21 protein-coding genes are annotated in these 23,173 nt (G+C 71.4%); 12 read left to right on the top strand and 9 right to left on the bottom strand.

Going from position 1 to position 23,173, the window contains the following annotated elements:
• Together QP089_RS06640 and QP089_RS06635 are read right to left on the bottom strand one after the other, a co-directional pair.
• Nucleotides 1-651, bottom strand: a complete 651-nt coding sequence (locus QP089_RS06640) for a nucleoside triphosphate pyrophosphohydrolase (RefSeq protein ID WP_285910441.1) — start codon at nt 649-651, stop codon at nt 1-3.
• Nucleotides 652-756: 105 nt separating this feature from the next.
• Entirely contained in the window at nt 757-1,644 is an 888-nt protein-coding gene (locus QP089_RS06635; RefSeq protein WP_285910440.1) for a hypothetical protein, read from the bottom strand.
• A gap of 222 nt (nt 1,645-1,866) precedes the next feature.
• Here QP089_RS06635 and QP089_RS06630 point away from each other — a divergent pair, with 222 nt between their 5' ends.
• Nucleotides 1,867-2,805 (top strand): aldo/keto reductase, encoded by a 939-nt coding sequence (locus tag QP089_RS06630; RefSeq protein WP_285910439.1) that lies wholly within the window; start codon nt 1,867-1,869, stop codon nt 2,803-2,805.
• A 6-nt stretch (nt 2,806-2,811) separates the two neighbouring features.
• Here the strand turns inward: QP089_RS06630 and QP089_RS06625 are convergent, their stop codons facing one another.
• The gene (locus QP089_RS06625) at nt 2,812-3,471 is read right to left on the bottom strand and encodes a thiaminase II/PqqC family protein (protein WP_285910438.1); all 660 of its coding nucleotides are present in this window, start codon (nt 3,469-3,471) and stop codon (nt 2,812-2,814) included.
• A gap of 128 nt (nt 3,472-3,599) precedes the next feature.
• Here QP089_RS06625 and QP089_RS06620 point away from each other — a divergent pair, with 128 nt between their 5' ends.
• The 3 genes from QP089_RS06620 to QP089_RS06610 all read left to right on the top strand — a co-directional run bounded on the left by QP089_RS06620 (nt 3,600) and on the right by QP089_RS06610 (nt 7,258).
• Nucleotides 3,600-4,883, top strand: a complete 1,284-nt coding sequence (locus QP089_RS06620) for a citrate synthase (protein WP_285910437.1) — start codon at nt 3,600-3,602, stop codon at nt 4,881-4,883.
• A gap of 236 nt (nt 4,884-5,119) precedes the next feature.
• Entirely contained in the window at nt 5,120-6,343 is a 1,224-nt protein-coding gene (locus tag QP089_RS06615; RefSeq protein ID WP_285910436.1) for a cytochrome P450, read from the top strand.
• 129 nt (nt 6,344-6,472) lie between these two features.
• Nucleotides 6,473-7,258: a hypothetical protein gene (locus QP089_RS06610; protein WP_285910435.1), complete on the top strand. Its 786-nt coding sequence runs from the start codon at nt 6,473-6,475 to the stop codon at nt 7,256-7,258.
• A 686-nt stretch (nt 7,259-7,944) separates the two neighbouring features.
• On the opposite strand, the gene QP089_RS06605 is transcribed toward QP089_RS06610, so the two are convergent.
• A complete protein-coding gene (locus QP089_RS06605; protein WP_285910434.1) occupies nt 7,945-8,679 on the bottom strand; it encodes a hypothetical protein in 735 nt (244 codons plus the stop codon).
• Between the two features lie 274 nt (nt 8,680-8,953).
• On the opposite strand from QP089_RS06605, the gene QP089_RS06600 reads away from it, so the two are divergent.
• Nucleotides 8,954-9,313: a hypothetical protein gene (locus QP089_RS06600; protein ID WP_285910433.1), complete on the top strand. Its 360-nt coding sequence runs from the start codon at nt 8,954-8,956 to the stop codon at nt 9,311-9,313.
• Nucleotides 9,314-10,088: 775 nt separating this feature from the next.
• On the opposite strand, the gene QP089_RS06595 is transcribed toward QP089_RS06600, so the two are convergent.
• Nucleotides 10,089-11,042 (bottom strand): hypothetical protein, encoded by a 954-nt coding sequence (locus QP089_RS06595; RefSeq protein WP_285910432.1) that lies wholly within the window; start codon nt 11,040-11,042, stop codon nt 10,089-10,091.
• Nucleotides 11,043-11,414: 372 nt separating this feature from the next.
• Between QP089_RS06595 and QP089_RS06590 the strand changes: the two genes are divergently transcribed.
• Together QP089_RS06590 and QP089_RS06585 are read left to right on the top strand one after the other, a co-directional pair.
• Nucleotides 11,415-12,413 carry a class II glutamine amidotransferase gene (locus tag QP089_RS06590; protein ID WP_285910431.1) on the top strand — a complete coding sequence of 333 codons (999 nt, stop codon included), beginning with the start codon at nt 11,415-11,417 and terminating at the stop codon, nt 12,411-12,413.
• A 166-nt stretch (nt 12,414-12,579) separates the two neighbouring features.
• Nucleotides 12,580-12,792, top strand: coding sequence for a helix-turn-helix domain-containing protein (locus QP089_RS06585; protein ID WP_285910430.1), 213 nt, complete (start codon nt 12,580-12,582; stop codon nt 12,790-12,792).
• A gap of 94 nt (nt 12,793-12,886) precedes the next feature.
• Here QP089_RS06585 and QP089_RS06580 read toward each other — a convergent pair whose 3' ends face one another.
• A complete protein-coding gene (locus QP089_RS06580; RefSeq protein WP_285910429.1) occupies nt 12,887-14,209 on the bottom strand; it encodes a DUF2786 domain-containing protein in 1,323 nt (440 codons plus the stop codon).
• A gap of 140 nt (nt 14,210-14,349) precedes the next feature.
• A complete protein-coding gene (locus tag QP089_RS06575; protein WP_285910428.1) occupies nt 14,350-14,619 on the bottom strand; it encodes a hypothetical protein in 270 nt (89 codons plus the stop codon).
• Between the two features lie 242 nt (nt 14,620-14,861).
• On the opposite strand from QP089_RS06575, the gene QP089_RS06570 reads away from it, so the two are divergent.
• Nucleotides 14,862-16,385: a long-chain-fatty-acid--CoA ligase gene (locus QP089_RS06570; RefSeq protein WP_285910427.1), complete on the top strand. Its 1,524-nt coding sequence runs from the start codon at nt 14,862-14,864 to the stop codon at nt 16,383-16,385.
• Nucleotides 16,386-16,392: 7 nt separating this feature from the next.
• Here QP089_RS06570 and QP089_RS06565 read toward each other — a convergent pair whose 3' ends face one another.
• On the bottom strand, nt 16,393-17,490 hold the full coding sequence (locus QP089_RS06565; protein ID WP_285910426.1) for a winged helix DNA-binding domain-containing protein: 1,098 nt from the start codon (nt 17,488-17,490) through the stop codon (nt 16,393-16,395).
• 76 nt (nt 17,491-17,566) lie between these two features.
• Complete coding sequence (locus QP089_RS06560) at nt 17,567-18,475, bottom strand: LysR family transcriptional regulator (protein ID WP_285910425.1); 909 nt, start codon at nt 18,473-18,475, stop codon at nt 17,567-17,569.
• Between the two features lie 168 nt (nt 18,476-18,643).
• Here QP089_RS06560 and QP089_RS06555 point away from each other — a divergent pair, with 168 nt between their 5' ends.
• The 4 genes from QP089_RS06555 (at nt 18,644) to QP089_RS06540 (ending at nt 23,068) form a co-directional block, all read left to right on the top strand.
• Entirely contained in the window at nt 18,644-20,170 is a 1,527-nt protein-coding gene (locus QP089_RS06555) for an MFS transporter (RefSeq protein WP_285910424.1), read from the top strand.
• Nucleotides 20,171-20,225: 55 nt separating this feature from the next.
• The gene (locus QP089_RS06550; protein WP_285910423.1) at nt 20,226-20,990 is read left to right on the top strand and encodes a siderophore-interacting protein; all 765 of its coding nucleotides are present in this window, start codon (nt 20,226-20,228) and stop codon (nt 20,988-20,990) included.
• A 148-nt stretch (nt 20,991-21,138) separates the two neighbouring features.
• The gene (locus QP089_RS06545) at nt 21,139-21,594 is read left to right on the top strand and encodes a hypothetical protein (protein ID WP_285910422.1); all 456 of its coding nucleotides are present in this window, start codon (nt 21,139-21,141) and stop codon (nt 21,592-21,594) included.
• An 829-nt stretch (nt 21,595-22,423) separates the two neighbouring features.
• Nucleotides 22,424-23,068, top strand: coding sequence for an RlpA-like double-psi beta-barrel domain-containing protein (locus QP089_RS06540; RefSeq protein ID WP_285910421.1), 645 nt, complete (start codon nt 22,424-22,426; stop codon nt 23,066-23,068).
• Nucleotides 23,069-23,173: the final 105 nt, after the last annotated feature.

The raw sequence follows: 23,173 nt of genomic DNA, 5'->3' as shown, positions 1-23,173 counted from the left end.
TCACCGGAGCCGCAGGACGATCCGGCCGGAGAAGCCTCCTCTCTCCGCGTACTTCGCCGCCCGGCGCGCCTCCAGGTCGGCCGGTGTCATTCCATGCAGCGCGGCGAGCGCGTGAACGACCTCCAGGACGTCGGCGAGCTCGGCGGGATCGCCGCTGGCCGCGTACTCGCCAGCCTCTTCGTAGAGCTTGGCGCGCAGCAGGGACGCATACTCGCCGGGCTCGGCGACGCGGGCCTCCGGCCGCTCGCCGGCGTCCCGCAGCAGGTCGGGGATCCGGTCGCGGACCAGCTTCTCGGCGCGCCCACCGCCGTCTTCGGTGCGATGCTCAGTCGCGCCGGTCCGGCGGTCCAACGACTGGATCCATTTCACCGCCACCGCCGCCGTCTGTACCAATTCGTTCCGCAGGGGAGCGGGTTCGGACTCGGCCAGCGCTTCGAGGTATTCCTCGGTGAGCACGTGTCGCCATGTCAGTTCGCCGCGTGACGACGCCGCGGCGCAGTCGGCCTTCGCCTCCTCGGCCTTTCCGGTGAACGCCGGCCCGCGGCCGTCGGGGAACTCCTGGACGCCCCACGTGCGGTCCTGCGCGGCGCGTTCGGCGGCGACGTCCGCCAGGACCTTCTCCAGGGAGCCCGGTTCTCTTTCATCCTGCATGCCGACTGACGCTAACCGTCGCCGCGCGGCAGTGCAGGTGGTCCGTCGTCGAGGCCCACGTCATCGGCCTTGTTCAGTCGGCGACGGCGCCGTCGGGTTCGGAACTCAGGTGCCGTCGGGTTCGGAACTCAGGTAGTGATGCAGGACGGGCGGCAGTTCGTCCCACAGCCACTCGTTAAGCGTGCCGGGGAAATCCTCCGGCGCCCGGACGGCGAGACGGCGAGGTCCGATCTGCACGAGTCTCACGGGGACCGGGCCGTCATCCCAGATCTGTTCGCGGATCCCCCAGAAGGCCGAGAAGTCGGCACTCGTCAGCACCAGTTCCGAATGCAGGATGTGCTCGCCCTGGTGCCTGCCGAGGGGCAGCAGCCGCTGGGCGGTGGTCCGGAGGACGTTCAGGGCGGCGAGGTCGTGCGGGCACGCAACACCGGTGATCTCCAGGTCTGGTAGACCGAAGCGGCGCATCCCCCGGGTCGTGAGCGCCACGCACGAGCAGCCGTCGATCTCGTCCTCGTCGGCGGTGCATCGGCCACCGTTGCGGTACGGCGGGAGCGCGGCGCCCGTCCAGTCGTCCGCGAGGACGAAGTCGTCGGGGCGCCGCACCGGCGGCAGGACCTGGTTCAGGTCGAGGTCGACGGCGATGCCGCAGAGCGATTCGGCGAGGGCCTCGGCCGCTTTGCGTGCGATGTGCGGGCCGTGGGGGAGGTCGGAGACCGGGAGAACCGAGGTCACGCCGACATGCCAGGCGGTGCGGCGAACCCGTTCGGCGGTTTCCTGGTCGGCGCTCGTCACCCGGCTCAGGTCCCAGGGCGACGTTTCGGCGCTGTGCGCGGCGACCATCAGCGCGGACGTGCCGAGCCGCTCGGCCACCGCGGCGTCGAGCCGGCCGTCCGTCCCTTGCCGGACGGCGGTCGCAACGTCGCCGGGGGTTCGGTCGGCGGTGACGACGAACCGGGCGGTGGTCTCCTCGGGAACGGTGATGGTGATGGGCAAGGGGGCCTCCTCAAGCCGTGGCGGACCGCGTGATGTGGTCAAGCCTCGGGGGAGGCGCGAGGGCAAGGGAACTGGAATGTCGTTCTGTGGATAAAGGTCGCCAGATAGCGCCAGAAACAGGGCAAATACCGGATGGTGATTCCCGCATGACGATTAGCCGACAGATGCAGAAGTGCCGTGCCCGCGTCTTCTCGGCCGCTTACGGCATGGGACGCTGAGAGAGTGAACGCGATAGGACGGCTGGGGATCGGACTTGCGGCGGTGGGGCGACCTGCCTACATCAACGTGGGCAGGACGGAGGAACTGCCCAGTGATCGGGATGTCGAGCAGTTGCGCGACGCCACCTGGCGTCTGCTGGACAGCGCGTACGCGGCCGGGATCCGATGGGTGGACACCGCGCGTTCCTATGGGCGCGCGGAGGAGTTCCTGAGCGAATGGCTCGCCGCGCGCACACCTGACGGTGTGACCGTCTCCAGCAAATGGGGCTACACCTACGTCGGCGAGTGGAAGACGGACGCTCCGGTGCACGAGGTCAAGGACCACGGCATCGACCGTTATTGCGCCCAGTACGAGGAGACGCGCGCCCTCTTGGGCGATCACCTTTCCGTCTACCAGGTGCACTCGCTCACGGAGGAGAGCCCGCTCTTCCACGACGTCAGGCTTCAGGCGGCCCTTGCCGAAGCGGCGGCCCAGGGAGTCCGGGTCGGCTTCTCCACGTCCGGCCCCAGGCAGGCCGAGACGATCCGCCATGCGATGCAGCTGGAGGTGTCAGGCCAGCGGCTCTTCAGCACTGTCCAGTCGACCTGGAATCTCCTTGAGACGTCCGCGGAAGCTGCACTTGAGGAGGCGCATCAGGCTGGTTTGCACGTCCTCCTGAAGGAGGTGCTTGCCAACGGCCGACTTGCCGTACAGCCGCCGAGCGCGATGCAGGCCATGGCAACCGAGAAGCGCGTCGCGGCAGACGCGCTCGCACTGGCCGCCGCGCTGAGTCGACCTTGGGCGGACACCGTGCTGATCGGTGCCGTCAGCCCGGGCCAGTTGCATGCGAATCTGGAGGCGACCCGGGTCTCTCTGGACGAACGGGAACTGGACGTGCTCTCCGCCCTGCGCATCGCGCCGGTACGGTACTGGCGGGAACGAAGCGAGCTGCCCTGGACCTGAGCCGGCTCAGGACAGGCCTTCCACGAGCGCGTCCCAGAAGGCGGTCTCGTAGGCGTGCAAGAGCCGGGCCGCACGGGAGGCGTCCACGGGATCGTCACCGGAGGCCAGACCGGCGGCGATGACCGCCAGCGCCTGCTCCTCGAAGCCGGGCGGCGACTCCGCGAAGTAGGAGAAGAACGCGACGGCCTCCTCGTCGAATCCGTAACGGGCGCGAAGCGCCGCGGCGGTGCGGGCGCAATAGGAGCCCCACTCCTCCAGATTGGCCAGCATGGCCAAGGCGACCTCGGTGGACGTGCCGAAGGCGGCGCGCTGCGCCAGGTACGCCGGATACGCCTGTGCGAACGGCCGCGGCTCGCGGGTTCTGAGATTCTTCTCACTCTCCCCGAGCGCGCCGGCGAACCGTTCCAGCAGCGTGAGCGCCCGCGCCTCGCCCTGTGCCAGCCCCAGGAACATCCCGCCCGCCGGCGCGGCGGGAAAACGCGCGGCGAGCAGGGCGAAACTACGCTGATCACTACTGACGATCCGAAACTCCTCGGCAGCCAGCCAGACCAGGCGTTCTCGGGGCAACTCGCCCGTTTCCAGCAGGTCGAGGAAGCGGTTCCCGCCCGCCGCGCCGATCTCCTCGCGCGCCCGCGCGACCAGCTCCGAGACACTGTCGTCGGTCATGTACCCAGCGCAACACCCTCGCGGCCCCGGCGTCAACGACATGCCGCCGATCGGCCCATGTGATCACCTGGATACGATGAAGAGCGGAACGTCTACGCAGGTGTGGACGGAGTTGGGAGCGAGCGCATATGTCGGATTTCGAACTCAACCACGCGGGCGGCCGGATGCCTCTCGAGGTGACGGAGTCGACCGAAGGACCGTCGGGACTGCGGGTGGGAAGCCTGCTGAAGGAGACGGGGCACGTCACACTCGACCCCGGTTTCACCAACACCGCGTCCACCACATCGGCGATCACCTACATCGACGGTGAGGCGGGCATCCTCCGCTACCGGGGGTATCCCATCGAGGAGCTGGCGGAGAAATCGTCCTTCCTCGAGGTGGCCTACCTGCTGATCTACGGTGAGCTGCCCGCTCCCGCGCAGCTGGACGAGTTCACCGACAGCGTCCGCAACCACACGCTGCTGGACGAGAAGTTCCGGGCCTTCTTCTCCGCCTTTCCGCGCCGCGCCCACCCGATGGCCGTGCTGTCGTCCGCGGTCAGCGCGCTGTCGACCTTCTACCAGGACAGCCTCGACCCCTTCGACCCCGAGCAGGTCGACCAGTCGAGCATCCGCCTCATCGCCAAGCTGCCCACGATCGCGGCCTACGCGTACAAGACCTCCAACGGGCAGCCGCTGCTGTACCCCGACAACTCGCTCGGGTACGTGGAGAACTTCCTGCGCATGACGTTCGGGCTGCCCACGCAGCCGTACGAGATCGACCCCGAGATCGTGCGCGTGCTGGACATGCTCTTCGTCCTGCACGCCGACCACGAGCAGAACTGCTCCACCTCCACGGTGCGGCTGGTGGGCTCCAGCCAGGCGAACCTGTTCTCCTCCGTCTCGGCCGGCGTCGACGCCCTGTTCGGCCCGCTCCACGGTGGCGCCAACCAGGCCGTCCTGGAAATGCTGGAGCGCATCCACGAGAGCGGCGACGACATCGAGTCGTTCGTCGAGCGGGTCAAGAAGAAGGAGCCCGGCGTCAAGCTCATGGGCTTCGGGCACCGCGTGTACCGCAACTACGACCCGCGCGCCGCGGTCGTGAAGAAGGCCACCGGCAAGGTGCTGGAGGCGCTCGGCAAGTCCGACCCGCTCCTCGACCTGGCGATGCGCCTGGAAGAGGTCGCGCTGAGCGACGACTACTTCATCGAGCGGAAGCTCTACCCGAACGTCGACTTCTACACGGGCGTCATCTACAAGGCGATGGGCTTCCCCACCAACGCGTTCACCGTGCTGTTCGCGCTCGGCCGGCTCCCCGGCTGGATCGCCCAGTGGCGCGAGATGATGAACGACAACTCCACCAAGATCGGGCGCCCGCGCCAGGTCTACGTGGGCCCGGGGGAGCGCCACTACGTGGACCCGTCCGCCCGCTGACCGGCCGCTTTCGTAGCGCCCTGCCATCCGCGGCATCGGGACTCGTCCCAGTGCCGGAGACCGCGCCGTTCCGTCCGGCGGCTCAGTGTGCAGCGGGCGGGCCTCGGCCCGCCCGCGCGCGCTTGCGGCAGAGCTTCCTCTCCTGCAGGAGCCGGAAGGCTCAACCGATCCCATTTCCAGCGGACGCCGGGTTAGCCTGTGGGCGCGAGCCCCCTGGCGGAAGGCGGCCTTGGTCGATGCCCTCCCTTGTCGAGACCCGACTGTCCAGCCTTGACTTCTGGGCGAAGACCCAGCAGGAGCGCGACGAGGTCTTCGCGGGCCTGCGATCCGCCGCGGATCCCGTCTTCTGCCCCCTGTCGGACGAGCCCGGCTTCTACGCACTGACGCGGTACGGGCAGGTCGCCGAGGCCAGCCGTCATCCCGAGGTGTTCAGCTCCGAGCCCACGGCGGTCAGCCTCGTGGACCCGCCACAGGAGATCGCCGAGTACTCGGGTTCGATGATCAGCCTCGACGACCCCCGGCACGCGCGGCTGCGGCGGATCGTGTCCCGTTCGTTCACCCCGCGCATGGTCGAGCGGTTCACCGGGGACGTCGCCGTCCTCGCCCGCCGCATCGTCGACGAACTGGCCGAGCGGGGCGCCTGCGACTTCGTCGAACACGTCGCGATGCCGATGCCGCTGCGGATCATCTGCTCGATGATGGGCATCCCGGACTCGGAGTACGACGGCGTCATCGACGCCACGAACATGATCCTGGCGATAGGCGACCCTGACTACGTCGGCCCGGCCGGTGAGGACCGCGTCACCATGTTGCGCGAGAAGTTCGGCCACCTCCACGAGCTCATGGGCGATCTGGGGCGGCTGCGCCGCGACCAGCCCGCGGACGATCTCGTGACCGCGTTGACGCACGCGAACGTGGACGGCGAGTCGCTCACGGCGGTGGAACTGGCCCGTTTCTTCACCTTGCTGGTCGTCGCGGGGAACGAGACGACGCGCAACGCGCTGTCGCATGCGCTGGTGCTGCTCACCGACCACCCGGACCAGCGTGCGCTTCTCCTCGCCGACGTCGAGGGCCGCTTACCGGGCGCGGTCGAAGAGGTCGTCCGGTACGCGACGCCGGTGACGTGGATGCGCCGCACCCTCTCCCGGGACTACGAACTACACGGCCACACGTACCGGTCCGGGGAACGGGTGGTGCTCTACTACAACTCGGCCAACCGTGACGAGGCCGTGTTCGAGAACCCGCACGCGTTCGACATCACGCGCTCGCCGAACCCCCATGTCGGGTTCGGGGCGCCCGGGCCGCACTTCTGCCTCGGCGCGCATCTCGCACGCCGCGAGGTCACAGTCCTGCTCCGCGAGCTCTACACGCGCCTTCCCGGTCTGCACGCCACCTCTGCTCCGGTTCGGCAGCGCACGAGCTTCATCAACGGGATCAAGTCGCTTCCCTGCGCCTTCTGAAGCCGCAAATTGGGACATTAGCCGCGACTGTTCGAGTCTTATCCACAGAATTGCGTTCCACTACTGCCGGCGGGCGGCATGGGTGAGGCTGGTGCGCGTCACATTCCGGCGCGACAGAAAGGCACCACCATGCCCGCACAGACCTTTGACGGAGACCTCGCAGCGAACCAGCTCGCCGTCCGGCTCGGGTTGGCCCGATGGCAACTGCGACTCGGCCGGGAGCACGGCCTGCTCCCCGAACCCGACCTCGACGGCGAACGGTGGTCCGCCGGGCTCGTCGAGGAATGCGCGCAGCGCCGCGCCCAGGTGGTCGCGCGGTTCGGCGGCGAGCCGCCGATCGGCGCGGTCCGCGCCGCCGCCCGGCTCGCCGGACGCACCGGCCTCGACGTCGAGCGCCGTGACATCGAGGTGCTGGTGGCCCGCGGGCATCTGGAGGTCATCGGAGGCTTCCGCGGACATCCGCTCTACCTCCTGCGCGACATCGACGCCCTCGATCCCGAGGAGGTCCGCGAGGTCGTCGCGGCCCGCAAGGGCCCGTTGTTCGACACTGTCGAGGCCAGCGGGGCGGTGACCATTCTGGGCTGGCCCAGGAAGACCTTCGACCGCATCGCCGGAGAACGGGCCCTGCCGACGGACCGGTTCGGGCGCTACGCCCTCGCCGACATCCGCGCCCTGGCCGCCGATGAGGGACTCGCGCAGGAGGTCCGAGAGGAGAAGCGCCGCAGGGCCTTGGCCAAGGCGAGACGGGCGGAGACCGACATGGAGGACGTCGTGCGCGGCTGGCTGCTGCGCTGCACCGCCTACGTCGACCGGGCCGCCGACGAACCCCCGGACCCGGCCGTCCTCGCCCGCGCGATCCGCGGCCTGGCGGGAACCCGAGCCGAAACCGCCAAACACGAGCAGGAACCCGGATGAGAACGCCGCCCACGCCGCCGAGGCAGCCCGCAGCACCGAAAACGCATGCCACCACTCAACTCGGCGACCCGCGCCGGCACCACAGGCCCGAACCAGAGGGACAAACCCTCCGCAGGGCTGCGTTTCCACAGGTAGCGGCCTTGCATGTGTCACGAAACGACGCACGGACGGGCGGTCACACGCGGCGAGCCACCCGTGCGCCGAACGCAGAAGGCGCCGTACCTATCCCAAGACGACGAAAGCATGAGCGGTAACGCTCACCGCGAGCGGAGACGCCGGCCCACAAACTCGCTCCACATGTCGCGGCCTTGGGGTGCCGTGACAGCGCGGTGGCGTTCTCGCCGGCGACGACTCCTGGCCCGACGAACAGGTGGGCAGTCACGTGCGGTGTGGGCGTGGGCGGGAGTGGCGGCCCGGCAGGCGTTGGCCCGTGCAATCTCGCTCTAGGTGTCGCGGCCTTGGGCGCTGTGACAGCGCGGTGGCGTTCTCGCCGGCGGCGACCTCCTGGCGTGATGAGCGGGTGGGCGGTCAGGTACGGCGTGTGCCGGAGCGGCGGCCCGTCGGGCGCTGGTCCGCAAGCTCGCTGTAGGCGTCGTGGTCTTGGGTGACGCGACAGCGCATTGGCGATCTCGCGGGCAACGATTCTCGCTGGCGGCGATCTCCTGGGGTGACGAGCGGGTGGGCGGTCAGGTACGGCGTGGGCCGGAGCGACGGCCTGGCGGGCGCCTCCTGTCCTTGGTCTGGCGGGCGAGGGCGGCGTGGAGTCGGTCGCGGGCTTCGGTCCGGGACATGGCCGGAAGTCGTCCGGGGAGATGGGCCCCCAGCCCGCGAGGCGCATCGACCTGGCCGTCGTCGTCCACCACGGCCCGGGCGCCCGTCCACGGCCCGAGAAGCACCGCGGACAGTCCGCCGGGATGGTGGTCGAGCAGCGCGGCGATCCGCGCGGCCTCCTCGGCGCAGTCGGCGACCAGCAGGAGGCGGCGGTCGGGCGTCCCGCCGGTGTTCCGCCGGATTGCCAACTCGGTTTCCAGATAGGCCAGTGCGGCGTCGAGGTTGCCCGGAATGAACAGACCCGCGGCGTTGTCGTCGAGGAGTTCGTCTTCGGCGAGACCGAAGAGCCTGGTCGCATCGGGGCGGGGGATCACGACCAGGGAGCCGTCCCCGTGCTCGTCGAGGGCGGAGAGGGCGAGCACCCGCGCGCTGTCGACCGCGCCGCTGCCCGCCAGGCCCAGCACCGGCACCGCGAACGGGTCGAGGGAGGGCCGGTAGATGAACGGGGCGGGCTGTGGGTCCGAGTCGCTGGTGGAGGTGGCGAGCACGGGCATCCCCGCGGTGGCCGCCGCATAGATCCGGTGCCGGAACGGATAGCAGATCGCAGCGGCCGCCGGAAGGAGCAGGCCGAGCAGCAGCACCGGCTGCACCGGCCGAGCCTGAGGTTCGTCATCGGCCTGTTCCCGCAGGCGCACAGCGGTCTGCGCGTCGCCGGCGCCCCACGTGGTCGTGGTCGGAACCGGCGTCGGAACCGGCGCCTGAGCCACGCCGGACGGAACTTGCTGCGCCGGACGGGGACTCGGCCGGTCGGGCGGTTTCGGCGGCGCGGGCCGCCGGCGTCCGGTCCTCGGGCTCCGCTCGAACCGCCCTCGCCTCCGGGCGGCGTCGTCCCGGTGGCCCGCCGTCCTCTTCCGAGGGCCGTACATGGCCAGCCAGGCCTCCCTGCACAGATACCTGGTGTACCAGTCGCCGTTGACGAGGCTGTGCCGGCAGGAAGCCGGCGCTGATCTTCGCGGCTCCGGCCGCGGTCCCGGCGCCGCGTCGGCCGGCACCGCGCTGAAGGAGATCGCGCCCGCCACCGCGGTGCAGGTGAGCAGCCCGCAGGTGCAGCGGACGATTTCGCCGAATATGTCAGTCTTCCTGGGATCTGCCAGGAAACGGGTCATCTTCGCCCCGGGGGATCGCGTTGGTCACCGTCAGAATGCCGATCGTAGTCAATTCGGCTACGGAGCGTTGACCATTGCTCGCACTCGATCGACCGATCGTCCCACCATCGCCCCGTGAATATGAGGTCGACGTCCATAATCATCCCGAAATGCCCCCCGTCATCCGGCGCCCGGCGGGCAGCCACACTTGACGACCGGCAAAGCTCACCTATGCCAGCCGAGAAGTAAGGTTCATCCGCTCCACACCGAAATAATCGTCATGAACGCCCATAAGCTCTGACCGTCCCAACCCCGACGCCGCCGAGTCCCCGCCAAGACATGCGCGTCGTCCACGCCGACAGTGCAACCAAGGCCAAGCCACTCGCATGTCCATGTCGCGATGGGCGACGCGTGCTGCCGCCGGAAGTGACACCCATCACGACGTTCCGCCTGCAAGAGCCGCCGCCAACGAGATGCCCGACGAGCGCAGGACCTGGGGCGCAGGGCGGCCGCGGAATGCCCGCCGCGGAAGGGGCGCTGCGCCCCGGTCAACGCGTCAGGACGCAGCTCCGCGGGGGTCGTCCACGCAAAAGGGTGATGCCTGGAGTCGGCGTCCACTGACGCGGCAAGGAGAGAGATCGAAAGCTCTGCGCATGGCCGCCGAGGTGAGGCTCCCGGTGCTGGCCGTGCCCGTGACCACGCTTCCTTGCGAGAGCAGCACGGGTTGAGTCGGCACTGATTCGGTCGCGGCTGTGGTGCGTGGTGGTGGGCTGGGCTTGCGGGTGGGCGGTGGCGGTCGAGGCGGTTGGTTGTCGGGTGGGGGTTCACCGATCTGTAGGTGGGGCGCCGCGCCGGTTTGTTGGCGTGGCGCGACTGCTGCGTGGGCTCGCCTGGTGCGGAGGTTGGGGGTCGGGTTAGGCGGCTTGGGAGCGTGGGGGGTCGGCGGGGGAGTGGATGACGTCGTAGATGCCGAGCGGGAGGGTGTCGCCGCAGAGCCAGTCGTTGACCGTTCCGGGAACGTCGTCGGGCGGGGCCACGGCGAGGAGGCGGGAGGTGAGGAGGGTCAGGCGGACCTCGAAGGGGTTCGGGGGGACGAGGTGGACGCGGCGGGCGGTGCCCCAGAAGTCGCTGAAGTCGGACTCGGTGAGGGAGAGGGCCTCGTCGAGCGCGCGGGTGCGGTCGGCGGGGCCGGTGAGCAGCCAGGACCAGTGGTCGGTCAGCAGGCGGCGGGCGGCGGTGCGCAGGACGTTGAGGGCGGCCAGGTCGTGCGGGCACGCGACGTCGCTGATCTGCAGCTCGGGCAGGCCGAACCGGCGCAGGCCGCGGGTGCGCAGGCGGACGCAGCAGCAGCCGTTCACGCCCTCGGGGTCGCGGTCGGGATCGGGGGCGGTGCAGCGGCCGTTGGCACGGAAGGGCGGCAGCACGTCGCCCAGCCATTGGTCGGCGAGCACGAAGCGGGCCCGTTCCTCGGCGGGTGGCGTCAGGACGTGGCCGGTGACGAGGTCGGCGGCGACGCCGCCGGTCTCGGCGGCCAGGTGGAATGCGGCGGCGCGGGCGACCTGCACGGCGCGGGGCTGGTCGGTGATCGGGGCGCAGGCGGTGATGACGGCGAACTCCGGGGCGTCCTGGAAGGCGCGTTCGCGGCGGCGGTCCTCGGGGCGGGGCGCCGTGATCCGGGCCGGGTCCCAGCGGAGGCCGGTCTCGTCCTCGCGGACGACCTCCAAGTGCGGTGACCCGAGGCGGCCGGCGATGTGCGCGGCGTAGGGGCCGTCCGCGCCGCGGAGCAGGCCGGTGAGGTCGTGCGGGATGCGCTCGGCGGCAACGGCGAACCGGGACGTCGTGGTGGCGGGAACCGGGAAGGCGATCATGGTTTCTCCTCGCTGGCGGGTGCCGGACGCCCACCAGCCTGCGGCCCGGCCGGAACACACGGAAGTCGAACCGTGTTCTGTGGATAACCAGGTCAACGCATGGGAAGCACCGCGTAAAATCGATGACCGGCGGCCACCGTCGACTGCCGATCCGTGATCCGGTGGTGTGCCGCGGCCGGGTGAGCCTCGCAGGCCCCTGCCCCCGGATCCGCCGTATCGAGCGCGGATCCGCGACCGACTGGCGTGAATCGCCGGACGCCCGATGCGACGTTGGGTAAAATCTCCATCACTCGTAGTTATGATCTTCTTTCCGCGCGGCCGGCCGGGGACCCGGGGCGCGAGATCACTTCCGATTATCGAAAGGCGAACGGCATGTGCCGACTGTTCGGGATGAGCACGGGCGGACCCCGCGTGCGGGCGGCCCACTGGCTGCTGGACGCGCCGTCCAGCCTGCGGGCGCAGAGCCACCGGATGCCGCACGGCGCCGGCCTCGGCTGGTTCTCGCTCGGCGGTGAGCCCGTGCGCGACCGGGCGCCCCTGGCCGCTTTCGAGAACGCCGATTTCGACCTGCACGCCCGCAACGTCCCGTCCCACACGTTCGTCTCCCACGTGCGCGACGCGTCGGTCGGCGGCCTCACCGTGCACAACTGCCATCCGTTCGTCATGAACGACCGCTTGTTCGCGCACAACGGCGTGGTGAAGGGGCTGGACACGCTCCGGACGTGGCTGACCGACGTCGAGCGGGCGCACGTGGCGGGCGAGACCGACTCCGAGCTCGTGTTCGCCTACGTGACCGCGGAGATCCGGCGGCGCGGCGACACCACCGCCGGGATCATCGAGGCGGTGCGGCGGATCGGCGCCGAGCTGCCGGTGTTCGCGGTCAACCTGCTGATCGCCGAGGCGGGGCGGCTGTGGGCGCTGCGCTACCCCGAGAGCAACGAGCTGTGGGTGCTGTCGCCCGGCAAGGGCGGGGCGAGCGGGCCCGGGGACGCCGCCGGGGCGGACGGTCCGGTGCCCGCCGTGGTGATCGCCAGCGAGCCGATGGACGACCAGCCCGGCTGGCGGCTGCTCGAACCCGGCGAACTGCTCCTGGTCGACGGGCTGGACGAGACCTCGCTGTTCCCCTTCGAGCCGCCGAGGCACCGGCTGCACCGCTCCGACCTGTCCGCCCGCGAGGCCGCGTCCCAGCAGACGGCCGTCGCCGATGAGAAGCAGCCGGTCGTCCCGCAGGCGGAGGGCGTGAAAGTGACCGCGCTTCAGGTCGCCGCCACGGGGGCGGGACCGGTCGGCGCGGTTCCGGTCCGCAGTCCGCTCACTCCCATGATCCTGCGGAACGCGCAGGCGAAGGCGGTCCGGGGACCGTCTGTCTAGTTCCGACACGCCGTTGACCACGGAAAAGACCAGGTTCGGCCGTTTTCGCACCTATCGGTGCCGCATCAGGGGCGGATTCAGGGGGAATGTGTACGTTGGGTAGATCAACACTGCTGTGAGCTGCGGGGACGGTCCCGCGGCCCAGCTCTGGAAACAGGAGGTCCCCGTGACCCGAACGCTGTCGAGGGGCACCCGCGTCACCGGTGCCGAACGCACGCAGCTCGCCGCGGAGCTCGCGCCCCGCTACGCGGGCGGCGAGAGCATCCGCGACCTGGCGGCCGAGACCGGCCGGTCCTACGGGTTCATCTACAACGTCCTGAAGGAGGCGGGCGTCCCGCTGCGCGGCCGCGGCGGCAACACCCGGCGCAAGAAGGGCTGACCCCGCTCCCGAGGCACCACGCAGCCGAGCACCAACGCACGGAACGGAAGGCATGGCCGGACGTCCCCCTCGCCCCCCGGGGGGACCCCGCGCGCTAGGACCGGCCGGACGTTTCGGAAACCTCCGAGCGCCCGTTCAGGCTGGCGAGGTCGGCCGCCGCGCGGCCGGCGACCCAGCCCTCGTAGTTGGACACCGACCCCGCCCGGCCCTTGGCCAGGTTGGGGAACATCGCGTCGACGGCCCTCTCGACGGCCAGATCGCGCGCCGCCAGCACGGGAAGCAGGTCCTTCCCGCCGGTGTCGGCGGCCGCCCGGTGCGTCGCCTCACCGGCCGCGTCCCGGAGGCGCTCCCCGATCCTCGCCGCGTAGGCGTTGAGGAACGCGTGGCGGAACGAACGCGTCCGTGACCGCCCGCGCGCGTCGCGCCGCGGCCCGGCGTGCACCATCGCCGCGGTCGCCTGCACGAGCAGCGACGTGAACAGCATTTCGACCGCCGCGAGGTCGGCGGGGAATCCCAGGACCGTGGAGAACCCGAGTTCCCTGTGCCATACGGCACGGCACCGGTTCGCTTCGGCCACCACGGTGAGCAGCACCGCTTTGGGCGCGTCGTAAGGGTTGTCCACCGCGACGCGGCGGCCCGCAGGTCCGCCGGGGTCGCCCGTCTCCGCGGCCAGCAGGGCGCGGTCGATGCTGTGCCGCGCGATGAGTTCCTGGGCGCGCGCGCTGAGCGCCTCCGCCTCCTCCGGGAACTCGGTCGATTCCGCCTTCGCCAGGAGGGCTCTGACCTTGCCGAGCATCCGCTGGTCGACGCCTTCGAACCCGTCCCGGACGGGCGTCTCCCGCAGCGGCGTCCCCGGCGGCGGGCCGATGCTCGCCAACCTCGGCAGGCTTTCCAGCAGCTGGAGTAGCTCGACGGCGCAGGCGACGAACTCCGTGCGGCCGACGCCCTCGCGCTCGCACCAGGCGTCCGGGTGATCGTCGTCGTTCTCCCACCACACCTCGGCGCCGAGGACGCTCAGCTGGTCACGCCACTGCGCGGCGACGGTGGCCGCGGAATAGGCGCGCATCTCCGCGGCGATCGCGTCGGTGGCCAGCCTGCCGTGCCTGGCGGTACGGCGGCGGCCCGCGTACCGGACGACGTCGGCGGGCTGCCAGCCGCGGTCCCAGGCGAGAGTGACGCCGCGCCGCAACCGCGCGGCGAGGCAGCGGGCGGTCGCCCGGGCCCAGCCCGGCACGTCGGGGCGGTCGGCCAGCTCGGCCACGAGGAGCCGGAACCCGGCGTCGTCGGCCCGTGCCAGTGCGGCGACCGCGTGGGACGTCAGCGCCTCGGCCTCGTCCGCGAGCGACGGCTGAGGTCCGCCGGGCGCCGTCTCGGAAGATGAGCCAGCCTGCCGTGGCCGCCACCACGCCTTCCGCACCGGTACTCCCGTCGTCCGAGGCTCCGTCACCTGACCACGACGCATACTGCCACGCACGGGCGGGTGCCCGTGCGTGGACATCCGTGCGAAACGAGACTTTCCAGCTGACGGGACGGGACGTGCCGCGACGGCGGCGCGCGCTACCTCCGCGGCTCCTCGCCGCGCATCTCCTCCACCACGACGCTCTGGTAGGCACGGGTGGTGTCGGGGACGTAGCTCAGCCGGGCGAGGGCCCGGCCGTCGTGGTCCCTGATCTCGAAGTGGTAGCCCTCGCCGGTCTCGCCGACGTGCGCGACCGCCTGGTCGTGCCGGAGCCGGCACATGGTGTCGACCTTCTCCAATGCCACCTTCAGGCTCCCCGCGTCACTGATGAGCCGCGCCGGCTCACTCGTCTCCCAGATCTCGAACATGGTCGTGTCCTGTCGGCGGTCGGTCCGGAAGGAACGGGCGGGGCGTTCCAGACGTCGGAGACAGCTTGCGCCCGTTTGGTGGATCTTTCAATCAGTAGAGGTATCGGATTGATCACTATTCGGAGCCGCGTACGGGCATAGCGTCATGGCCCCTCGTGGGGCGAGTGACCGCTTTCGCGCGGGCGGATCCGGTCGATAGGGTCGGGCACACGGAACCGAATGCGATTCGGAAGGGGCTCGGAGTGGACTACCGCGTCGTGTCCATCGTCCGCGACCACGCCCGGGACCGGGGCTCGGCCCCCGCCCTCACCGGGGACGGCAGGACGATCAGCTACGCCGAGCTGGACGAGCGCTCCAGCCGCGCCGCCCGCGCCCTGCTGGCCGCCGGGCTCGGCGCCGGATCGCGGGTCGCCTACGTGGGCAAGAACGCGCCCGAGTTCTTCGACCTGCTGTTCGGCGCCGCGAAGATCGGCGCGGTGACGGCGCCGGTGAACTGGCGGCTGACCCCCGCCGAGATCGCCGCCGTCGTCGCGGACGCGCAGGCCCCGGTGACCGTGGTGGACGCCGAGTTCGCCGCCCTCGCGGACGGGCTCCCCGGGCGGGTCGTGGTGACCGGCGAGGGCTTCGAGACCTGGCTGGCGGACCACCCCGCCGACGACCCCGGATTCGTCGGCGAGCCCGGCGACATCGTCGTGCAGCTCTACACCTCCGGCACGACCGGCGTGCCCAAGGGCGTGCAGCTCAGCAACGCCAACTTCGAGGTGGGCGAGCGGATGGCGCGGCGCTGGCGGCTGGACGCCTCGTCGGTGAGCCTGGTGCCGATGCCGCTGTTCCACATCGGCGGCACCGGCTGGGCGCTGGCCGGACTGTACGCCGGATGCCGCCAGGTGCTGGTCCGCGACATCGATCCGGCCGCGCTGGTCGACACCTTCGAGCGCGAGCGGATCAGCAACGCGTTCATCGTCCCGGCGGTACTGCAGTTCATGTGCCAGGTGCCCGGCGCCGCGGAGCGCGACTACTCGGCGCTGCGCGCCATCACCTACGGCGCCTCGCCGATCACCACCGAGGTCCTGCGCCGCTCGCTGGAGACGTTCCGGGCCCCGCTGTTCCAGCTGTACGGGATGACCGAGACGACCGGTGCGATCGTCCAGCTGGACCCCGAGGACCACGACCCGGACGGCCCGCGCGCCCACCTGATGCGCTCGGCCGGCCGTCCCTACGACTGGGTCGAGGTGAGGATCGTCGAGCCCGGCGGGGACGCCGAGCGCGCGCCGGGGGAGGTCGGCGAGGTGGTGATCCGCTCGCCGCAGAACACCCCCGGCTACTGGAACCGGCCGGAGGAGACGGCCCGCCTGCTGGCCGGGGACGGCTGGCTGCGCACCGGCGACGCCGGCTACCTCGACGCCGAGGGGTACCTGTTCCTCACCGACCGGATCAAGGACATGATCGTCACGGGCGCCGAGAACGTGTACCCGATCGAGGTCGAGGAGGTCCTCGCCGCCCATCCCGCCATCGCCGACGTCGCGGTCATCGGCGTGCCCGACGAGCGCTGGGGCGAGACGGTCAAGGCCGTCGTCGTGCCGGCGCCGGGCGCCGCGCTCACCGAGGACGAGGTCATCGCGTACGCCCGCGAGCGGCTGGCCGGCTTCAAGCGCCCGCGCTCGGTCGACTTCGTGGAGGCCCTGCCGCGCAACCCCAGCGGAAAGATCCTCAAGAAGGACCTGCGCGCGCCCTACTGGGAGGGCCTCGGCCGGACGATCGCCTGACCGGCGGTCAGGCCTCGGCGACGGCCACCACCGTCTCCTTGGCCGCGGGTTCGAGGAAGCGCAGCAGAGCCTCTCCCTCGGCGGTCAGGTCGTCGAGGGCGGCAGGGGAGAGGGGCTCGAAGGGGCGCAGCCGCAGGGTGGCGATCCGGCGCTTGTACTCGGTCTCCCAGATGCCGCGGGCGAACCCGTCGTGCAGGAAGACGGCGCGCACCCGGAGGTTCTTCGTGGTGAGCGACGGGCGGTGCGCGTCGGCGATGACGCGCCTGCGGTCGGCGTGCGCGAGGACGAGGCTGTCGAACTCGGGCAGGAACCGCGCCGGAGCCGGGACGTCCTCGCCCGGGCGGGGCGCATCGGGCAGGTCGAAGAGCTCCCGGCCCTTGTCGTCGGTGAAGACGGCCAGGTCCGGACGCAGCCGCTCCAGGGCCTCGCCCACCGTGGTCAGACCCGACCAGGCCTGCGCGTCGGCTGCGGACGCGGGCCCGTACGCCGCCAGGTAGCGCAGGACGAGGTCGTCGGCGGCGGTGCCGGTGTCCGGGTCGGCGCCCAGCCAGCCGCCCGCGGAGGCGAACTCGGCGGATCGCGGGAAACCCCACCTGTCTTCGGTCGGGACCATGACCAGCGGCACGCACATGCGCACCGCATAGCCGAGCGCGCGGTCGTTGACGTCCGGGAACCGCTCCTGAAGCAGGGCCCGGACCTCGTTGAACGTGCGCGGCTTCTCATCGAGCAGGGCGCGCGCCGCCGGGACGACCTCGTCGAGGTCGAGGCCCTCGGCCCGGTCGCCCAGGACGCGCATCGCCCCGTCCAGCATCGGCTGCATCGGCGTCCGGAACGCGAGGTAGTCGGACGCGGTCATCAGGTGCAGGGTCGCGCGCATCATGGTGGCGCGGACGAGCGTCCGGTCGTGCAGGGCCGCGTGCAGGTCGGACGCCTGGAAGCCGTCCAGGCGCGTCCAGAGCCCGACGAACGGCGGCTTGGGCTCCTGCGCCTGCATCCCGAACAGCCGCCCGACGGCCTCGCCGACGGGGACGCGTTCCCGCGCGAGCAGCAACTGCCGTGCCAGCGTGGCCCGGTTGAGGGCCCGGACGCTGAGAGTGTCCGCCATCGATCCGCCTTCGCGCAGGTCTCGGCAGGGCCGAGAACGTTCCCAGATGCCGACCTTACCGACGCGCTAAGGGCCCCTACCCGCCGACGATGTCCGCGACGGTCTCGCGGACGCACCGGCGGAGCCATGCGTGGGCGGGGTCGGCGTCGTAGCGCGCGTGCCAGGCGAGGGACAGGTTCAACGGCGGCATGGGGAAGGGGATCGGCACCCACACCAGGCCGAGCCGCTCCACCAGGGGCCTGTGCAGCCGCTCGGCGGCGAACCCCAGCAGGTCGGTCCCCCGGACGACGAGCAGTGCGGCGGCGACCGTCGGGACCGTCCCGGCGACGCGCCTGGACCGGCCCATGCCGGCGAGGAGTTCGTCGATGGGCCCGGCGAGGCGGCCGCGCCGCGTGTTGGTCACCTGCTTCGCCGCGCACCAGGCGTCCAGGGGCACCTCCCTGTCCGCGAGCGGATGCCCGGGGCGGACCACGGAGGAGAAGCGGTCCTCCAGCAGCGGCTCGACCCTCGTGTCCGGCGCCTCGTCGGTGATCACGCCGATCTCCAGGTCGATCGACGCGCGCCGCAGCAGATGCGTGTCCCGCGGCCCCTCCCCTAGGAAGCGCAGCCTCACGCCGGGCGCGTCCTCTGCGATCCGCTCGAGGAGCGGGCCGGACAGGACGGAGATGGTCCCCTCCTCCGCCTGCAAAGTGAAGGTGCCCTCCAGCGCGCGCGGAGAGAAGGCGTCGTCCTCGGAGAACAGCGTGTAGGCGCGCTGCACGAGTTCATGGACTTCCGCGCGCATCGCAAGCGCGCGCGGAGTCGGCACCATGGCGCGGCCCGAACGCACCAGGACGGGATCACCGATCGCCTTGCGGATCCGGCCGAGGGTCCGGCTCATCGCCGGCCCCGACAGGTGCAGGCGCTCGGCGGCGCCGGTCACGCTGCCCTCCTCCAGCAGCGCGTCGAGGGCGACCAGCAGGTTCAGGTCCAGCCTGGAGTGCATGAAACGCATTCCTCACGTGCAAAAGATGCATTTGAAAGCAAGTCGCCACGAGCCTACGTTGGAGATCGCGGAGGCGGCGCGCGCGGCCGGATCCCCGCCCCGCACCTTCCTGCTCAGCCCCTTCAGGCGCGCCCGTGCGCGCCCGCGAGCGAATCCGAGGAACCCTTCATGACGATCGATGCCGTCCGCGCCGCCGCGCCGCCGGACCGGGGAAGCGCCGCCCGGCGCGCCATGCCGCCGCTGATGTCGGCGTGCGTGGTCCTGGTCGTGGCGACGGTCGCGGCGATCAACCTGTCGATCCCCAAGCTGTCGGCGAGCGGCCTGCACCCGTCGGCGACGGGCCTGCTGTGGATCGTCGACTCCTACGTCCTGGTGTTCGGCTGCCTGCTGATCCCGGCCGGCGCCGCCGGTGACCGGTTCGGTCGCAAGGGCGCCCTGCTTGCCGGGCTCGGCGTCTTCGCCGCCGGATGCGTGCTGTCGGCCGCCGCGCCCGCCGTCGCCGTGCTGCTGGCCGGGCGGCTGGTCACCGGTGTCGGGGCCGCACTGATCATGCCCGCGACGCTGTCGCTGCTGCTCCAGGTGACCGAGCCGGCACGGCGCCCGCAGGCCATCGCCGTCTGGACGGCCGCCACCGGAGTCGCGGGCGCCGTCGGCAACCTCGCCGGGGGAGCGGTGCTGCAGTGGCTGCCCTGGCAGTGCCTGTTCCTCGCGGGCGCGGCCGCCGCCGCCGTCCTGGCCGGGCTGGTGGCCTGGGCCGCGCCGGTGGGCGAGCGGCACCGCGCCGATCTGGACGTCCCCGGCGCGCTGCTGCTCACCGCGGCCCTGTTCGCCCTGCTCTTCGGGATCATCGAGGGGTCCGAGCGCGGCTGGGCGTCCGCGCCGGTGCTGGGCGGGTTCGGCTGCGCCGCCGTCCTGCTGGCGGTCTTCGGCGCTCACGCGATGCGCGCCGCGCACCCACTGCTCGACCCGCGCATGTTCGCCGGCGCGGCGTTGCGCAGCGGCGTCCTCGGCATCGGTGCGGCGTTCTTCAGCCTGTTCGCGCTGTTCTTCGTCAACGCCCAGTACCTGCAGTACGCCAAGGGCTACACGCCCCTGGTCACCGGCGTGGCGATCAGCCCGGTCGTCGTCGGGATGATCGTGGTGTCCCGGCGTAGCGTCGGCCTGGGCCACCGGTTCGGGAACCGCCCGCTGATCACCACGGGCCTGCTCGTCATCGCCGGCGGCCTCGGCCTGCTCTCGCTCGCCGACGCCTCCACGCCGTACCCGGTCTACGCGGTCGACCTGCTGGTCATGTCGGTCGGCATGGGGTTGTGCGTGCCGCCGCTGTCGGTCGGCGTGATGTCCGCGCTCCCGCCCGGGCGCGCTGGGCTCGGGTCCGGGCTGAACGGCGCCGCGCGGGAGATCGGCAGCGCGCTCGGCGTCGCGGTCCTGGGGACGGTGCTGACCGCCCGGTTCGCGGACGCCCTGCCGCCGGCGCTCGCCGGGCACGCCCACTCGGCCGGCGAGGCGATCGCCGCGGCGGACGCGAACGGCGCCGGCCAGGAGGCGCACCAGCAGGTGATCGCCGCGTTCACCGGGGCGATGTCGTCGGGATTCCGCGTGGTCGGGGTGATCGCCTGCGCGGCCGCGGTGCTCGTCGCCCTGGGGCTTCCGCGCCGGAACGCGCCCGAGGGCTCTGGCCGCGACGGCGAATGAGATATATCGTGTTCCATCGAATACGCGATATAACGCGACATCGAGAGGGGTGACGATGACCGTGGAACCGAGCCCGCCCGCGTGCGGCGTCCGCGGCAGGCTGCTGGACAGGATGTTCGTCCGGGGCCGTGTCGAGGACGTCCGGCCCGCACCGGGACGCATGCGCTGGATCAGGATCGGCGGCGTCCCCGGGCTGGAGTGGCGGCCCGGCCAGCACATCCGCCTGCACGTGGTGGACATCACCTCCGCCAAGACGTGGATCAGCGGCAAGGTGCGCGACGCGCTGCGCACCTATTCCGTGTGGGACTACGACGCTGCCTCCGGCGTGCTGGAACTGTGCGTCATGGACCACGCGGGCGCCGGGCCGGGCGCGCGGTGGGCGCGGACCGTCCGGCCTGGTGAGGAGGTCGTCTTCAACAAGCCGGAGGGCTCGTTCGGCCTGCGCCCCGCCCCGTACCACCTCTTCGCGGGGGAGGAGACGGCCTCGGTCACCTTCGGCGCGATGCTGCGCGCCGTCGGTCGCGACGAGCGCGTCCATGGCGCGGTGGAGATCGCGGAGCCGGAGCACCGGCTCCCGCTGCCGAGGGCGGAGGAGCTGTCCTGGTGCCGGCGCGGGGACGCCTCCGCCGCGTCGTCGGAGATCCTCGTGGACGCGGTGCGCCGGCTGGATCTTCCCGAAGAGCCGGGGTGCGCCTACGTGGCCGGGGAGGCACGCACCGTGCAGGCCGTGCGCGCCCATCTGGTCCGCGAACGCGGCTGGCCGCGCAGATCCGTGCTGGTCAAGCCGTACTGGACGCCCGGCAGGCGCGGCCTGGACTGATCGCCAACGAGCGGCGCGGGCGGGGGTTACGGGGCGATATTTCGTAAAATGCACGTGCATCAGCCCTTGCACCTGCACGCCATTCCTAGCAGGATTGCCCCGGACCCCCCGCACGTGAACTCGCCCGGAGATCGCGATGACCGCACACTTGAGCGACAGTGACCGACAGGCGCTGCGGCTGGCCCAGGATCTCCGCGAGGAGATGCGGGCGGCGCTGCCCCGGCTCCCCGCAGCCCCCTCGGTCTCCCCGTTCGTCGACCAGGCAGGCACGCCCAGCGTCCTGCTCCGGATGGACGCCGACACCGCCCGCGCGCTGATGGCCGTCCTGGCCGAGCGCCGCACGGATCGGACGGTTCCTCCGGCGCCGGAACCGCGCCGCGCCGACGGCTCCCACGTACCGCCTCCGGTGCCCCCGCCGGGCGCTCCGCAGGCGGCTCCCGCGCCGTACCAGCCGATCGTGGCCGCCGCCCAGTTCGCCCAGCCGGACTTCGCGCAGCCTCCCTACGCGGAGTCCCCGTTCGCCGAGGCGCCGGCCGTCAACCCGGTGTTCGCCGGCGGGACGGGACCGACCCCGCTGGTGCCGTCGGTCTACCCGACGCGCTGACACCCGGGCCGCCGCGCGCGGTCCACGGCCCGGCGCCCGCCTCCTGCGCGGTCGTCGCCGGGCCTTCTCGAGAGCGCCCTGCGCACAGGGCCTGTTCGCATCCCGTAGCCCGTCCGGAAAGCCGGACGGGCTTTTCGGTGTGCCCATCGGATGTCGCTCCGGGCCGCCCTCGTGTGCCCCGGCGCCAGCGCCCCGCCCTTTGATCATTGGCTCTCCCGGCGCCCCTCTCGCCGGCGCTCCGGACGTCGCATAGCGATCATTCCCACCGCATAAGATCGTTCTTTAAGATCTTTTCTGTGCGGCCGCCGGGCGGCGCACTCGCCCGGATCCCCTGCGAGAAAGGCGATCCGGCCGACCTCCCTAGAAGAGGATCTACCTGGGCAAAGGTAAAGAAATCGCCCATTTGACTCAAGCGCGGTAATGCCGGATATAGTCAACGCCAGGTCGAGGTCAAAGCACCGTTGACCTGGCCAATCGCATAGCCGTCGCCTCCCGCCCGCCAGGCGGGATCCCTCCGCCGAACCACGGCCGTACCATGCACCGGCCGTGACCGTGGCAGGCCACCGAGCCCCCGGTCGGCATTCCTTCCCGCTTCATCGAAGCCCGCTTCGCGCGCATCGCCCCATGACGGGCGTGCGCGGTCGGACGCGAGCGCGGTCCGCCATGCCCGCGGGCCGATCCGACGCGGGTTCCCTTTCGCGGCGGCATTCCGAGTCCCGAGTCTCGGACCCCGTTCCGCATGCCCGGACGACCCCTGTGCTCCGGCGCCGGAACGGCAGCCCTGTACGCCGAACTAAGGATCCATATGCAGCAGCGGACGATCAATCGCGTGTTGACCGGTGTCACCGGCGCGGCTCTTGCCGGGATGCTTGTGGGCGGTGTGGCGGCCGCCAGCCACGACGACTCCGCTCCCCAGCCCGACAAGCTCCTCGCGCAGCAGCAGGACATGGCCGCGCAGCAGAACAAGGCCCCCAAGAAGGACACCGCCTCCAAGACCCTGGCCGAGTCCCGCTCGAAGGCCGCCTCCAAGGACGAGAAGTCCAAGCCGTCGGCCGCCAAGAAGAAGGCCGACGACGGCCCGAAGGCGATCCTCAGCGGCACGACCACCGCGTCCTACTTCTGGGACGACGGCTCCGGCATCAACGGCGACACCGGCGCCCCCGCCAGCGGCAAGCCCATGCAGAAGGGCCTGTTCGCCAGCCCCAGCTGGCCGCTGAACACCAAGGTCAAGGTCACCTACCACGGCCGCAGCATCACCGGCTTCATCGGCGACCGCGGGCCCGGCGCGCCCTCGCACGACGGCGTCATGCTCGACCTCGACACCTACACCTTCCGCTACCTGCTCGACGGCGAGAAGCCGGACAGCAAGTACGACGCCGGCACCGGCGAGGGACACCTCCAGGGCGTCAAGTGGCAGGTCCTGTCGTGGGGCTCCGGCCCGGGCACCAAGGGTGACCCGCAGCCCCTGGGCTGACGGTGTGAGCGGCCTCACGGGGAACCCCTGTGCGACGCTTCCGTGAGCCGCCTCACTCCGAGCCTCAGCGGCTCTTCCGGCAGGGCTGCCGGAGCGCATGGAATG

The sequence above is a fragment of the Actinomadura opuntiae genome (genome assembly GCF_030283205.1).
Taxonomy (GTDB): domain Bacteria; phylum Actinomycetota; class Actinomycetes; order Streptosporangiales; family Streptosporangiaceae; genus Spirillospora.
The sequence above is the reverse complement of the archived record's forward strand: the minus strand, read 5'-3'. Positions and strand labels throughout refer to the sequence as shown.

Coding starts and splice junctions, on each gene's coding strand:
- QP089_RS06640 (WP_285910441.1), bottom strand. CDS start 651: ATGCAGGATGAAAGAGAACCGGGCTCCCTGGAGAAGGTCCTGGCGGAC.
- QP089_RS06625 (WP_285910438.1), bottom strand. CDS start 3,471: ATGACCGACGACAGTGTCTCGGAGCTGGTCGCGCGGGCGCGCGAGGAG.
- QP089_RS06620 (WP_285910437.1), top strand. CDS start 3,600: ATGTCGGATTTCGAACTCAACCACGCGGGCGGCCGGATGCCTCTCGAG.
- QP089_RS06615 (WP_285910436.1), top strand. CDS start 5,120: ATGCCCTCCCTTGTCGAGACCCGACTGTCCAGCCTTGACTTCTGGGCG.
- QP089_RS06610 (WP_285910435.1), top strand. CDS start 6,473: ATGCCCGCACAGACCTTTGACGGAGACCTCGCAGCGAACCAGCTCGCC.
- QP089_RS06600 (WP_285910433.1), top strand. CDS start 8,954: ATGGCCAGCCAGGCCTCCCTGCACAGATACCTGGTGTACCAGTCGCCG.
- QP089_RS06595 (WP_285910432.1), bottom strand. CDS start 11,042: ATGATCGCCTTCCCGGTTCCCGCCACCACGACGTCCCGGTTCGCCGTT.
- QP089_RS06590 (WP_285910431.1), top strand. CDS start 11,415: ATGTGCCGACTGTTCGGGATGAGCACGGGCGGACCCCGCGTGCGGGCG.
- QP089_RS06575 (WP_285910428.1), bottom strand. CDS start 14,619: ATGTTCGAGATCTGGGAGACGAGTGAGCCGGCGCGGCTCATCAGTGAC.
- QP089_RS06565 (WP_285910426.1), bottom strand. CDS start 17,490: ATGGCGGACACTCTCAGCGTCCGGGCCCTCAACCGGGCCACGCTGGCA.
- QP089_RS06560 (WP_285910425.1), bottom strand. CDS start 18,475: ATGCACTCCAGGCTGGACCTGAACCTGCTGGTCGCCCTCGACGCGCTG.
- QP089_RS06555 (WP_285910424.1), top strand. CDS start 18,644: ATGACGATCGATGCCGTCCGCGCCGCCGCGCCGCCGGACCGGGGAAGC.
- QP089_RS06550 (WP_285910423.1), top strand. CDS start 20,226: ATGACCGTGGAACCGAGCCCGCCCGCGTGCGGCGTCCGCGGCAGGCTG.